Annotated in this window: 12 protein-coding genes; 2 read left to right on the top strand and 10 right to left on the bottom strand. The window is 49.3% G+C overall.

The window, feature by feature from the left end:
- Nucleotides 1-53: 53 nt before the first annotated feature.
- Complete coding sequence (gene brxB, locus V7728_RS07445) at nt 54-491, bottom strand: bacilliredoxin BrxB (protein ID WP_003153223.1); 438 nt, start codon at nt 489-491, stop codon at nt 54-56.
- Between the two features lie 178 nt (nt 492-669).
- On the opposite strand from brxB, the gene V7728_RS07440 reads away from it, so the two are divergent.
- Nucleotides 670-1,566: a YegS/Rv2252/BmrU family lipid kinase gene (locus tag V7728_RS07440; protein ID WP_099566893.1), complete on the top strand. Its 897-nt coding sequence runs from the start codon at nt 670-672 to the stop codon at nt 1,564-1,566.
- Nucleotides 1,567-1,609: 43 nt separating this feature from the next.
- Here the strand turns inward: V7728_RS07440 and V7728_RS07435 are convergent, their stop codons facing one another.
- The 8 genes from V7728_RS07435 to V7728_RS07400 all read right to left on the bottom strand — a co-directional run bounded on the left by V7728_RS07435 (nt 1,610) and on the right by V7728_RS07400 (nt 11,642).
- Complete coding sequence (locus V7728_RS07435; protein ID WP_099566894.1) at nt 1,610-2,872, bottom strand: dihydrolipoamide acetyltransferase family protein; 1,263 nt, start codon at nt 2,870-2,872, stop codon at nt 1,610-1,612.
- 21 nt (nt 2,873-2,893) lie between these two features.
- On the bottom strand, nt 2,894-3,877 hold the full coding sequence (gene bfmBAB / locus V7728_RS07430; RefSeq protein WP_003153216.1) for a 3-methyl-2-oxobutanoate dehydrogenase subunit beta: 984 nt from the start codon (nt 3,875-3,877) through the stop codon (nt 2,894-2,896).
- A 12-nt stretch (nt 3,878-3,889) separates the two neighbouring features.
- Nucleotides 3,890-4,882: a thiamine pyrophosphate-dependent dehydrogenase E1 component subunit alpha gene (locus V7728_RS07425; RefSeq protein WP_015240177.1), complete on the bottom strand. Its 993-nt coding sequence runs from the start codon at nt 4,880-4,882 to the stop codon at nt 3,890-3,892.
- 22 nt (nt 4,883-4,904) lie between these two features.
- Nucleotides 4,905-6,326: a dihydrolipoyl dehydrogenase gene (gene lpdA / locus V7728_RS07420; RefSeq protein WP_059368138.1), complete on the bottom strand. Its 1,422-nt coding sequence runs from the start codon at nt 6,324-6,326 to the stop codon at nt 4,905-4,907.
- The gene (gene buk / locus V7728_RS07415) at nt 6,316-7,431 is read right to left on the bottom strand and encodes a butyrate kinase (RefSeq protein ID WP_095532169.1); all 1,116 of its coding nucleotides are present in this window, start codon (nt 7,429-7,431) and stop codon (nt 6,316-6,318) included. The genes lpdA and buk overlap by 11 nt, the downstream gene beginning before the upstream one ends.
- A 17-nt stretch (nt 7,432-7,448) precedes the next feature.
- Nucleotides 7,449-8,543 carry a branched-chain amino acid dehydrogenase gene (gene bcd, locus V7728_RS07410; RefSeq protein ID WP_043020804.1) on the bottom strand — a complete coding sequence of 365 codons (1,095 nt, stop codon included), beginning with the start codon at nt 8,541-8,543 and terminating at the stop codon, nt 7,449-7,451.
- Between the two features lie 13 nt (nt 8,544-8,556).
- The gene (gene yqiS / locus V7728_RS07405; protein WP_025284980.1) at nt 8,557-9,450 is read right to left on the bottom strand and encodes a phosphate butyryltransferase; all 894 of its coding nucleotides are present in this window, start codon (nt 9,448-9,450) and stop codon (nt 8,557-8,559) included.
- 122 nt (nt 9,451-9,572) lie between these two features.
- The gene (locus tag V7728_RS07400; protein ID WP_015240180.1) at nt 9,573-11,642 is read right to left on the bottom strand and encodes a sigma-54 interaction domain-containing protein; all 2,070 of its coding nucleotides are present in this window, start codon (nt 11,640-11,642) and stop codon (nt 9,573-9,575) included.
- A gap of 153 nt (nt 11,643-11,795) precedes the next feature.
- On the opposite strand from V7728_RS07400, the gene V7728_RS07395 reads away from it, so the two are divergent.
- A complete protein-coding gene (locus V7728_RS07395) occupies nt 11,796-12,038 on the top strand; it encodes a DUF2627 domain-containing protein (RefSeq protein ID WP_007408378.1) in 243 nt (80 codons plus the stop codon).
- A gap of 28 nt (nt 12,039-12,066) precedes the next feature.
- Here the strand turns inward: V7728_RS07395 and prpB are convergent, their stop codons facing one another.
- Nucleotides 12,067-12,972 carry a methylisocitrate lyase gene (prpB, locus tag V7728_RS07390; protein ID WP_012117949.1) on the bottom strand — a complete coding sequence of 302 codons (906 nt, stop codon included), beginning with the start codon at nt 12,970-12,972 and terminating at the stop codon, nt 12,067-12,069.
- Nucleotides 12,973-12,983 lie beyond the last annotated feature (11 nt).

Below are 12,983 nucleotides of genomic sequence, written 5' to 3'. Positions count from 1 at the left end.
GATGCCATATAAAAAAACCCCGCAAGCGCTTGGCTCCGGGGTTTTTCTTTCACTTATACTTCTTCACAATATTCTTCAAATGCTTCCTGCAGTTTTGTGACGACGGCCATCGGCTCATGGCCTTCAATTTCATGGCGTTCCACCATTTTCATGATTTTCCCGTCTTTTAAAATGGCAAATGACGGAGAGGACGGCGGATAGCCTTCAAAGTATTCTCTCGCTTTGGCTGTCGCTTCTTTATCCTGTCCGGCAAATACCGTCACAAGCTGATCCGGGCGTTTATCGTAATGTACGGAATGGTACGCGGCAGGCCGTGCAATACCGCCTGCGCATCCGCACACAGAGTTGACCATGACGAGTGTCGTTCCTTTTTTCGAAAGCGCTTCGTCCACTTCCTCAGCGGTTTTCAGCTCTGTATACCCGGCGGCCGTGATTTCCTGGCGGGCTTGACGCACGACATCATTCATAAATAAATTAAAATCCATATTCAACTGGGACCTCTCCTTTTTGATCATCTCTTCTTATGATAGCAAGGAACCTCCCTATCGGCAAATGACACCGCTCATATCCAATTGTTTTTTGTCCCTTTTATGTTCCCGATGTAAGTTTATGACCCTTTAAAAACGGGAAACTTGTTAAGGAGATTGTCTGAAATAAAGGAGCAGTCATATGAGCCAACGGAAAGCAGTTTTAATTTATAACGGAAACGCCGGTCAAAAACAGATTGATAAAACGCTCGGCACGGTCGTCCCCATTTTGGCCCAGTCAGCTGACGAACTTTTGATTAAACCGACCAAACATCAGGATGATGCCCGTCAGTTTTGTGAAAATCTCGACAGTTCAGTTGACCATTTATATATTTTAGGCGGAGACGGCACTGTGCATCAATGCATCAACAGCATCAGCAAGCTTGATCACAGACCCGCTGTCGGCATTTTGCCGGGAGGAACGTGCAACGATTTCTCCCGGGCGCTCGGCATCCCGCAAAACCTTCAAAAGGCCGCTGAAGCGCTCGCGGCCGGACATAAACGGATGATTGACGTCTGTAAAACGGATGACGGCTATTTTCTGAACTTCTGGGGCATCGGACTGATCACCGAAGCATCAAGCCATATTAATGAAACTGAAAAAGCATGGCTTGGTAAAATCAGCTACTTCACGAGCGCCTTGCGGACGATGACAAGCGCGAACCCGTTTCCTGTCAAATTGACGATTGACGGTGAAGTGAAAGAAGACGAAGCCGTAATGGTGCTTGTCATGAACGGGCATTATATCGGGACAAACAGAGTTCCCCTGCCTGATGCCAGCCTCCAGGACGGCTTAGCCGATGTGTTAATCTGCCGCAACACAAGCCTTGCCGCGTTGCGGGAGCTGATGACGATGGAACAGGGTTCGTTTGATGATTTCAAAGGGGAGCTGTCCTATATTCAGGCCTCCAGGATTGAAATCGAAACCGGACGTGAGATGGACGCGGATACAGATGGCGAGGTATACGGAACAACACCTTGTACGATCGAAGTGAAAAAACATCATCTCACTATGATTGTTCCCGAGGATTCACAATGAAAATAAAAAAGCTCCTTTTGCCGCCCGGGCAAAAGGAGTTTTTTTAATAGACGGAAGTATGTTCATCAATGTTTTCTAAGATCTCTTTGACGCGTCCGAGGAATCGGCCGCACACGAGCCCGTCGAGCACTCTGTGATCTAAAGACAGGCAAATATTAACCATATCACGAACGGCGATCATCCCGTTATTCATGACAACCGGACGTTTGACGATAGATTCTACCTGAAGAATCGCCGCCTGCGGATGGTTGATAATGCCCATAGATTGAACTGAGCCGAAAGATCCCGTGTTATTGACGGTAAATGTGCCGCCCTGCATATCTTCCGCGGTAAGTTTTCCGTTTCTCACTTTTTTCGCAAGGTCTGTTATTTCTCTGGCTATGCCTTTAATCGTTTTTTCATCAGCATGCTTAATAACCGGAACAAACAGCGAATCTTCCGTGGCAACGGCAATGGAGATGTTGATGTCTTTCTTTTGGACGATTTTGTCTCCCGCCCACATGCTGTTCATCTGCGGGAACTCCTTGAGAGCCTGCGCCGCCGCTTTTACAAAGAAAGCGAAAAACGTTAAATTGAAGCCTTCTTTCTGTTTAAATGAGTCTTTAATGCTGTTTCTGTACGCCGTCATGTTCGTGACGTCCACTTCCATCATCGTCCAGGCATGCGGAATTTCTGTTTTGCTTTTATGCATATTGGCGGCGATGGCTTTTCTGACGCCTGTAACCGGAATTTCAATATCACCGGCTGACAGAGCGGGTGCCGGCGCTTGTTTTTGCTGTTGTTTCGGCGCTTGTTGCGTTGTTTGAACGGCAGCCGGCACCGGTGCTTCCGACTTCTGCTTCATTCCCGAATCAATGATCTTTTGAATGTCTTTTCGCGTAATTCTTCCGCCTGCACCCGTTCCTTCAACTTCTTCAAGCTGAATGCCGTGTTCTCCCGCTAACCTGAGCACGGCCGGCGAATAACGCGCTTTATTTGACTGATCTTTACCTTGACGGTTTGCATCTGTGTCTGAAGGGGTATTCTGCTCTTCTTCCCGCTTCGGCGCCGCTTCGGTTTCCGTTTCTTCTGTTTCAATTTTGCAGATGATCTCGCCGACTGCAAGAGTCTGGCCTTCTTCTCCTACAAGTTCTGTAATCGTACCGGTAAAAGAAGACGGCACCTCCGCGTTCACTTTATCTGTCATGACCTCCGCGATGGGGTCATATTTATTCACTTGATCACCGGGGGATACCAGCCATTTGCTGATCGTCCCTTCCGTCACGCTCTCTCCGAGCTGAGGCATAGCCATTTGTTCAATCGCCATGTCAAAAACCTCCTTACGTCTTTAAAACTCCGCTAATTCTCTCATCGCGGCTTCTGCTTTGTCAGGATTCATCATGAAGTATTTTTCCATTGTCGGCGCATAAGGCATTGCCGGAACGTCAGGACCTGCAAGCCGCTTGATCGGCGCGTCTAAATCAAATAAGCAGTTTTCAGAAATAATGGCGGCGACCTCGCTCATAATACCGCCTTCTTTCGTATCTTCTGTGATCAGCAATACTTTTCCCGTTTTAGACGCGGCTTCAATGATGGCTTCTTTATCTAACGGATAAACCGTACGCAAGTCTAATACGTGTGCGGAAATTCCGTCTTTTTCAAGGCGCTCGGCAGCCTGCAGAGCAAAATGGACGCATAATCCGTACGTAATAACAGTAATGTCGCTGCCTTCGCGTTTTACATCCGCCTTTCCGATCGGAAGGACGTAATCATCCGCAGGGACTTCGCCTTTAATCAGACGGTACGCCCTCTTATGTTCGAAAAACAGCACCGGATCTTCGTCACGGACTGCAGCTTTCAACAGCCCTTTTGCGTCATAAGGAGTTGAAGGCATGACAATTTTAAGGCCCGGCTGGTTGGCAAAAATAGCCTCCACAGATTGGGAATGATACAACGCGCCGTGCACGCCGCCGCCATAAGGCGCTCTGATGACCATCGGACAGCTCCAATCATTGTTTGAACGGTAGCGTATTTTTGCCGCTTCTGAAATGATTTGGTTGACCGCAGGCAGAATGAAATCGGCAAACTGCATCTCGGCAATCGGGCGCATGCCGTACATCGCGGCGCCGATGCCGACACCGGCAATCGCTGATTCAGCAAGCGGCGTATCCATCACCCGCTCTTCTCCGAACTGTTCATAGAGACCCGCCGTGGCTTTAAACACGCCGCCTTTTCTCCCGACGTCTTCCCCGAGAACAAACACGCGCGGATCTCTTTCCATTTCTTCTTTCATTGCTGCATTAATACTGTCAATATAAGACATTACAGACATAAGTATTCCTCCCTACTTCGCATAAACGTGATCAAGCGTTGATTCAGGAGATGCGTATGGCGCTTTCTCCGCTTCGTCTGTCGCTTCGTTTACGATAGCCATGATGTCATCCAGCATGGTCTTTTCTTCTTCTTCACCTAGAAGCCCGGCTTCTTGCAAGTATGCTTTGTATAAAAGAAGCGGATCTTGTTTCTTTGCTTCTTCTACTTCTTCGCGTTCTCTGTAGCTGCTGTCGTCGTCATCACTGGAATGCGGCGTCAAACGGTAGGAAACCGTTTCTATTAATGTAGGGCCTTCGCCTTTAGACGCCCGTTCGCGCGCTTCTTTTACGACCCGGTAAACTTCCAGCAGGTCGTTTCCGTCAACAGTGACTCCCGGCATGCCGTAGCCTGCCGCCCGGTCGGATATTTTCTCGCACGCCACCTGTCTGTCATACGGGACAGAAATAGCATACTTATTGTTTTCACACATGAAAATGACCGGCAGTTTATACACGGCGGCAAAGTTTGCCCCTTCGTGAAAATCCCCCTGGTTGGAAGATCCTTCTCCAAAGGTAACGAAAGAGACGATATCCTTTTTATCCATGCGTCCCGCAAGCGCGATTCCGACTGCATGAGGAACCTGCGTCGTAACAGGGGATGAGCCCGTTACGATTCTGTTTTCCTTTTGCCCGAAGTGGCCCGGCATCTGCCTTCCGCCTGAGTTCGGGTCAGCTGCTTTCGCAAAACCCGACATCATCAAATCCTTTGCAGTCATACCGAATGCAAGCACAACCCCTATATCTCTGTAGTACGGAAGCACATAGTCGGTATCACGGTTTAAGGCATAGGCCGCGCCTACTTGCGCCGCTTCCTGTCCTTGACATGAAACAACGAACGGAATTTTGCCCGAGCGGTTTAAGAGCCACATTCTTTCGTCGATTTTTCTGGCTAACAGCATGGTTCTATACATTTCAACGGCTTCTTCGTCAGAGAGCCCTAATGCTTGATGGCGGTTTGTAGTCATTCAAACCCCTCCTTCTTTCCTTTTAAAAATGAATCGCGTTTCCGTCTGCGGCTAACGCAGCTTCTCCAATCGCTTCTGACAGCGACGGATGCGGATGTATGGACTGGCCGATTTCCCAAGGCGTCGCGTCGAGCACCTTGGCAAGCCCCGCTTCAGAGATCATATCGGTGACGTGCGGGCCGATCATATGAACACCGAGAATATCATCTGTATTCCGATCGGCGACGATTTTGACAAAGCCGTCGCTTTCTCCGTATACAAGAGCCTTTCCGATCGCCATGAACGGAAACTTCCCGATCTTCAGTTCATGCCCTTTTCGAAGAGCTTCCTCTTCTGTCAGACCGACGCTCGCCGCTTCCGGATTTGAATAAATACATTTCGGCACAAGAGCGGCATCAAGCGGAGCCGGATTAAGACCCGCCATATGCTCAACGGCAATGATGCCCTCACGGGAGGCCACATGCGCAAGCTGCAGCCCGCCGACAACATCACCGATCGCATAAATGTGCGATTCCTTCGTCTGCCCGGCTTCGTTCACGATGATAGAACCGTTTTCCGCTTCAATATCCGTGTTTTCAAGCCCGATCCCTTCAATGTTCGGCTGGCGGCCGATGGAAACAAGCATTTGTTCCGCGTGATACGTTTCTTTTTTTCCATTCTTTTCAGCGGCAATTGAAACGCCGTCCGCTTTTTCCAATGTATCCGGAAGCACTTTCGCACCCGTCACGATCTTAATTCCTTTTTTCGTTAACAGTTTTTCCATCTCGCTTGAAATATCACGGTCTTCCGTCGGCAAAATGCGGTCCGCATATTCAATCACAGTGATATTGACGCCGAAATCCTTCAGCATGGATGCCCATTCAATTCCGATGACACCGCCGCCGACGATCATCATGGAGTGGGGCAGACGTTCAAGCTCTAACGCTTCATCTGATGTCAGAATATATGTACCGTCTGCTTCTAAACCCGGCAGCATTTTCGGCCTTGAACCGGTTGCGATAATCAATTGTTTCGGTATCAGCATGTCATTTTCTTCACCATTTGCGTATTCGACTGAAACCGTACCGGGAAGAGGTGAGAAGATGGAAGGGCCGAGCATACGTCCGTACCCGTTGAATACATCAATCTTCCCCTTTTTCATCAAGTGGGCGACACCGCCGGCCAGCCGGTCAACGATTCCCTGCTTTCGTTTTTGCACGCTGTCAAAGCGGAGGGAGACACCTTCCGTTTCAATGCCGAATGCTGCCGCTTCCTTTGCGGTTCGGTACACTTCCGCGCTTCTTAACAGCGCTTTACTCGGGATACATCCTTTATGCAAGCATGTTCCGCCAAGCTTTTCTTTTTCTACAACGGCCGTTTTTAAGCCGAGCTGGACCGCTCTGATGGCGGCTACATAGCCGCCCGTGCCGCCGCCCAGAATGACCACATCATACTCAGTCGCCATTTGTTTTCACTCCTTCGCCGATCTGATATTGCTTTGACTGCTCCTCACCGGCTAAAACCCGAAGCGCGCCTTGCGCGAGAGATTGCAGTTCATTTTCTCCCGGGTACACCAGTACATCCGAAATCCAATCTATGTACGATTTGATGGCGGATACGAAACTTTTCCCGTACGCCAATCCGCCCGTCAGGACGATAATGTCTACTTTTCCTTTTAAAACGGCGCTTGCCGCCCCGATTTCTTTTGCTACTTGATAAGCCATGGCGTCATAAATGAGACGCGCGTTTTCATCGCCGGCCTGAATGCGTTTTTCCACCTTCACCGCGTCCGTTGTCCCCAGGTAGCCGGAGAGTCCGCCCGTGCCGACAAGTTTTTTCATCATATCGGCTTTTGAATACTTGCCGGAAAAACACATTTCTACCAAATCACCCGCCGGAACAGTTCCCGCGCGCTCCGGGCTGAAGGGTCCTTCTCCGTGAAGCCCGTTGTTGACATCCGTCACCCGTCCGCAATCATGGACACCGACTGTGGTGCCGCCTCCCATATGAGTGACGATCATCTTCATCTGTTCATACCGTTTGCCGAGGGACGCCGCCGCCTGACGGGCAACAGCTTTTTGGTTCAAAGCATGGAAAATGCTTTTCCGCTTGATTTCAGGCATTCCTGATACTTTAGCGAGCGGAGTCATCTCATCCACCACGACCGGATCGACGATATACGCGGGGATATTTAATCCGTCAGCTATTTCCCTGGCAATAATTCCGCCCAGATTAGAAGCATGCTGGCCGTTGTAGCCATTTTTCAAATCAGTGATCATGGCGTCATTCACTTCATATGTGCCGCCCTCAATCGGTCTGAGCAGGCCGCCTCTGGCACAAACGGCATCGAACTTTGAAATGTTGATGCCCTGTTCGTGCAAAGACTCAAGAATGCTTATTTTTCGAAATTCGTATTGGTCGATGATGCTGTTAAATGTTTTCAGCTCTTCTTCGGGATGCCGCAGCGTCTTTTCAAAGATACAGCGTTCATTGTGAAAGACACCGATTTTCGTTGATGTTGAGCCTGGATTCAGAATGAGAATGCGTTTTTCCTTTTCGAACATTTTCATACCTCCAGATCAAATTCCTATCGTCTGCTTAATATACTTTGGCCGTTTTGCAGAAACTGGCTTCTTGAACGGCGCATGCGCTCAATTCGTTCCTCAGCCAGACGGTCGGCCGCTAAGTATGTCGGAATGCCGTCACGCGCGGAAATATCGAGCACCCGCTCAATGTTTGCATAGATGCCTTCAACCTTTTTCAAAGCCCGCTCAGCATTGTAGCCGTAAAGCTCATCGGCCACATTGATGACCCCGCCTGCATTGATGACATAATCCGGAGCGTACACGATTCCCATTTCATGAATGGTATCGCCGTGGCGTGTTTCTTTCAGCTGGTTATTGGCCGCTCCCGCAATGACTTTCGCCTTCAGGTGTTTAATCGTGTCATCGTTAATGACGGCGCCGAGAGCACATGGGGCATAAATATCGCACGCCTGTGAGTAAATGTCGCCGGGATCAACTGCGCGGGCGCCGAAGTCCTCAACGGCACGTTTAACAGATTCTTTATTGATATCCGTTACGATTAAAGAAGCGCCTTCTTCGTGAAGGTGGCGGCATAGATTGTAAGCCACATTTCCCACGCCTTGCACGGCAATTGTTTTACCTTCCAGGGAATCAGTGCCAAACGCCGCTTTCGCTGCGGCTTTCATCCCTTTGTAGACGCCGTACGCCGTAACGGGAGACGGATTTCCTGATGAACCGAATGCCGGAGAAATTCCGGTTACATAGTCTGTTTCATCATGAATGATGTCCATATCTTCAACGGTGGTGCCGACGTCTTCCGCCGTAATATACCTTCCGTTTAAGCCTTGGATGTAGCGGCCGAACGCGCGGAACATTTCTTCATTTTTATCTTTGCGCGGGTCTCCGATAATAACGGTTTTCCCGCCGCCTAAGTTTAAACCGGCAGCCGCATTTTTATAAGTCATGCCTTTTGCGAGTCTTAGTGCATCTTCAATCGCCGCTTCTTCACTGTCATATGTCCACATTCTTGTTCCGCCGAGTGCAGGGCCGAGCGTCGTATCATGAATCGCGATGATCGCTTTTAATCCGGATTGTTCATCTTGGCAGAATACCAATTGTTCGTAATCATAAGTCTCCATATATTTAAAAATTTCCATAGGTTCGTTCCTCCTACTGTTCTTGTGATGCGCAAATCGCAAGCGCAATTGAATACAGTTTATTTTCTGCGGTATCCGCTCTGCTCGTTAATGCGATCGGCGCTTTTGCACCGGCGATGACGGCAGCAACATTTGCTTTCGCAAAATAAATCATTGACTTATAAAGCATATTTCCGGCCTCGATTGAAGGAACCAAGAGAATATCCGCCTGGCCCGCTACGCTTCCGGAAATCCCTTTTTGCAGCGCAGCCGCTTGGGATACGGCATTATCCAAAGCAAGCGGTCCGTCCGCAATGCAGCCGGTAATCTGTCCTCTGTTGCACATCTGGACGATCGCAGCCGCGTTAAGGGTCGCCTCCATTTTCGGATTAACCGTTTCAATAGCGGCAAGGACTGCGGCTTTCGGCATAGGGTTCCCTACTGAATGTGCGACATGAACCGCATTTTGCAGAATATGCCCGAGCTCTTCAAGAGACGGGGCAATGTTCAGCGCTGAATCAGTCACATACATCAGCCGGTCATAGTCCGGCACCTCAAAAACGGCTACATGTGATAACACCCTTTTTGAACGAAGCCCTTCATGGCGGTTTAAAACCGATTTCAGAAGAGTTGAGCTTGGGAGATTCCCTTTCATTAAAACGTCCGCCTCTTGTTCACGCACTGCGCGCACTGCTTTTGCCGCAGATTCTTCGGGTGAATCGGCGTGGATGATTTCAGCATTGAACTTCGGCTCATTTGCGAGAAGCTCTTTCAGCCTTCCGCTGTCACCCGTCAGTAAAAATCGTGCCGACAAGTGTTCTGCCGCCATTTTGACGGCCTGGATCACTTCTTTATCTGCTGCGTGGGCCACTGCAATGGTTTTTGCGTTTTTTGCCGCGGCTTTTTCAACTAGGTCTCTCAGCTTCATTTTGTACCACCTTCCTTGTGCGAATCCGCTTTTAACAATGCAAGTTCCGTGCCAAATGTGCGGGAGGGTTTATTCCGGCTTTCTTCAAGAAAACATGCAGCTGTTTGCGCTTTCTCTGCAATTTATTGCATGCCGTCATTTGCAAGGCCGTACTTATCCATTTTGTAGTACAGATTCCGAATACTGACACCAAGCGCTTTTGCCGTTTTGGTTCGGTTGAATTTATGCTTTTCAAGCGTTTTTTGAATGACGTGCGCTTCAAATTTTTCAACAGCCTGAGACAGCTTTTCCCCTTCCACATCCGGAAAATCACTTTGGGTGCCGTTTTTTTCATTCAGCTCTGATTCAAAAACAGGCAGATGCTGCTGTTCGATCCGTTCCATGTGCGGCTCTAAAAATATCATTGCCCGTCCGAGAACATTTTCAAGCTCCCGGACGTTTCCCGGCCAGCTGTAGGCTGATAAAGCTCGCAGCGCGTTCGGCGTGAGCCCCTTTACATTGCGGCCGTAATCCTGATTGATTTTTTCAATGAGCCGAATGCTCAGCGCTTCAATATCTTCTTTGCGCTGCCGAAGCGGCGGGATTGAGATCGGATAGCGGTTAATCCGGTAATACAGGTCTTCACGGAACGCGCCTTCCGCCATGGCCTTTTCGATGTTGACGTTTGTCGCTGCGATAATTCTGACATTGACAGAAATCGCTTTAGCGCCGCCGACTCTGATAATTTCTTTTTCCTGCAGAACTCTGAGCAGCTTTGCCTGGGTGCTTTGGGTCAGCTCTCCGATTTCATCTAAGAAAATGCTGCCGTTATTCGCTTCCTCAAATAGTCCTTTTTTGCCCCCGCGCCTCGCGCCCGTAAACGCGCCTTCCTCATAGCCGAAAAGCTCGGATTCTAGCAGTGATTCAGACAAGGCCGCACAATTGACCCGAATGAACTTATTGTATTTTCGGTCGCTTTCATTATGGATGGCGTGGGCGAAAAGTTCTTTTCCTGTGCCGGATTCTCCCCGCAGCAGAATCGTCGCCGGCGTTTTCGCCCCGAGCTTCGCCTGTTCAAGGGCGACCAGCATTTGCTCACTCGTGCCGATAATGTCGTCAAACGTGTATTTCGCTTCAAGCGTGCGGATGATCTGGCGCGCCCGATTCAGCTCAGCAGTCAGCGTTTTAATTTCTGACACGTCGTGGATGACGCCGACGCTGCCTTTTAAAATACCGTCCACAATAACGGGGGCAACATTTACGATAACATCCTTTTTATTGGGGCCGACCTTCATTCTCACACCCCGCACGGGCCGCCTTGTCCCCAATACTTTCAGGTGCATGCTCTCCCCTTCTGAGATATCGGTGGAAGCGGGTTTTCCGATGACTTCGCTTTCTGACAGCCCGGTCATTTTTGTATACGCTTTGTTGATTAACATTCCGATGCCGTTTTCATCAACGACAGAAATGGCCTCGTCGGATGATTGTATAATCGCTTCAAGCATGGTGCGGATTTGTTTTAAGTTCGTGACCTCTTCCGCCAGTTCAACTGCGTCGGTGATATCTTTAAACACGCATAACGCGCCAAGAAGTTTTCCGCCTTCATCAATGATCGGCAGTCTTGTCGTGACAATCTGCAGGTGCTTTCCGAGAAGCTGCTTCTGGTTATATTCCGGCTCTCTCGTTTCCAGAATCCGCGGCAGCTTTGTGTTCGGCACTACATCTTTAATTTGGCGGCCGATGACATCCTCCCGTTTTTGGCCGACCATTTTTTCTGCCATCTGATTAAATAAAATGATCGTTTCGTTGACGTCTATAAAAATCATGCCGTCGTGCGTTGAATTAAAAATCCGGTCATGCTTATACGTCTGCGACTTCAGCATTTGGATAAGCTGCTGTTTTTCCTCCATCAGCTGAAACACCATGTACGCCAATTTTCCCGGCATGACGATGGTTTGTTCTTTTTTCTCATGGAGCAGCTCATCCATGACCGCTTTATCGCCTGTTGTATGGATGATAATATCTATATCTTCAGTTATGTAGGGTTTCCAATCTGATGAGGTTGCAATTCCATATTTCCGGGCTTCTTGCAGCCCTTGCGCCTCCGGATCTTGATCAACCACCGCAATAATCCGGATCAGCTTTGTTTTCATCAAAATCTGTAGGAGCGCCGTGCCTCCTTTACCAGCACCTATAATCAGCACCTTCTGCATCCCGATACCCCTTTATATGAAAAAATTTGCACACCTGTATTTCCCGTTGCAATAATTTGCACAACCCCTATGTTACCACGTTTTGATCTCTTGACAAAATATTTTTTCGATTGGACAATAAAGGAAAACATATCGTAAAGGGGTTTTCTGAATATGAGCCGGCTTGTTGCGCTTTTGATTCTGGTCCTCCCCGGCGCTGTCGCGGCGCTCGGCATTAAGCTGATGAGAGATGCATTATTCGGGCATGCGTTTTCCCCGTTTCCGTCCCTTTTTCTTCAGGGGGCGGCCGGATTGGCGTTTTTTTTGTTCGGCCTTTATGTTCTGGCCGGGTTTATTCTGTACAGAGATCGGAAACGCAATCAAGTCAGTCCGCGGTTCAGGAAAAAAAAGCTGTAAAAAAAGCCCTTGCAAAAAAAGGGCTTTTTCAGTCGTCCGGCAGTATCGTTTTGGCAATGGATTGATCCAGTTCTTCATAGTCATCGTAAGCGATCGTTTCATATAATTCTTTTCTCGTCTGCATATCCGAAAGCCCCTCTTTTTGCGAGCCTTCTTCTTTCAGAAGGCGGAAAATGCGCTCAAAAGCCTTGGCCGCCGTTCTGAGTGACGTGACCGGGTAAATGACCATCTGACAGCCCATATCGGAAAATTCATCAGCACTGTAATACGGCGTTTTTCCGAATTCAGTCATGTTTGCGAGAATCGGCACACTGATTTGTTTGGAAAACGCTCTGAATTCACTTTCGGATTGGAGCGCTTCCGGAAAAACAGCGTCAGCACCCGCTTTTATATAAGCGGACGCCCTTTTTAATGCCCCCTCCAATCCTTCCTGCTGTCTGGCGTCTGTTCTCGCAACAACAAGAAGAGTCGGCGCGGCCCGCTTGACCGCTTGGATTTTTTGCGCCATTTCTTCAATCGGCACGAGCTGCTTCCCATTCAGATGTCCGCATTTTTTCGGCAGGCGCTGATCCTCCATCTGGACGGCGGCCGCGCGCGCTTCATACATTTCTTTCGCCGTCCGGGCGGCATTCAGCACTCCTCCGAAACCCGTGTCAATATCGACAAGGACGGGCAGATCAGACGAGCGGACCAGATCTTTAACCCGTTCAGCCATTTCCGCCGACGTGATGATCCCTAAATCGGGAAGCCCTCTGCTCGCCGTGTAAGCCGCGCCTGATAAATAAAGAGCCGAAAACCCCGTTTTCTTGGCGATAAGAGCGGCCATCGCATCGTGAGCGCCGGGGATCTGCAATAGATCCGGCGCTGTCATCAGCGTACGGAACCGCTCTGCAAGCTCCTCTTGAGACGACTGCTTGCTGACGATCCACGTCATGTTTGTCACCC

Origin of the sequence: Bacillus sp. JHAA (assembly GCF_036961585.1) — a bacterium.
In the GTDB taxonomy this organism is placed as follows: domain Bacteria; phylum Bacillota; class Bacilli; order Bacillales; family Bacillaceae; genus Bacillus; species Bacillus velezensis.
Note: the sequence above shows the minus strand (reverse complement) of the source record. Positions and strands in the feature narration are given on the sequence as shown.

What these genes read in the sequence shown, in the direction of transcription:
- V7728_RS07440 (WP_099566893.1), top strand. Translation starts at nt 670, where the DNA reads ATGAGCCAACGGAAAGCAGTTTTAATTTATAACGGAAACGCCGGTCAA.
- V7728_RS07435 (WP_099566894.1), bottom strand. Translation starts at nt 2,872, where the DNA reads ATGGCGATTGAACAAATGGCTATGCCTCAGCTCGGAGAGAGCGTGACG.
- bfmBAB (WP_003153216.1), bottom strand. Translation starts at nt 3,877, where the DNA reads ATGTCTGTAATGTCTTATATTGACAGTATTAATGCAGCAATGAAAGAA.
- V7728_RS07425 (WP_015240177.1), bottom strand. Translation starts at nt 4,882, where the DNA reads ATGACTACAAACCGCCATCAAGCATTAGGGCTCTCTGACGAAGAAGCC.
- lpdA (WP_059368138.1), bottom strand. Translation starts at nt 6,326, where the DNA reads ATGGCGACTGAGTATGATGTGGTCATTCTGGGCGGCGGCACGGGCGGC.
- buk (WP_095532169.1), bottom strand. Translation starts at nt 7,431, where the DNA reads ATGAAAATGTTCGAAAAGGAAAAACGCATTCTCATTCTGAATCCAGGC.
- bcd (WP_043020804.1), bottom strand. Translation starts at nt 8,543, where the DNA reads ATGGAAATTTTTAAATATATGGAGACTTATGATTACGAACAATTGGTA.
- yqiS (WP_025284980.1), bottom strand. Translation starts at nt 9,450, where the DNA reads ATGAAGCTGAGAGACCTAGTTGAAAAAGCCGCGGCAAAAAACGCAAAA.
- V7728_RS07400 (WP_015240180.1), bottom strand. Translation starts at nt 11,642, where the DNA reads ATGCAGAAGGTGCTGATTATAGGTGCTGGTAAAGGAGGCACGGCGCTC.
- V7728_RS07395 (WP_007408378.1), top strand. Translation starts at nt 11,796, where the DNA reads ATGAGCCGGCTTGTTGCGCTTTTGATTCTGGTCCTCCCCGGCGCTGTC.
- prpB (WP_012117949.1), bottom strand. Translation starts at nt 12,972, where the DNA reads ATGACGTGGATCGTCAGCAAGCAGTCGTCTCAAGAGGAGCTTGCAGAG.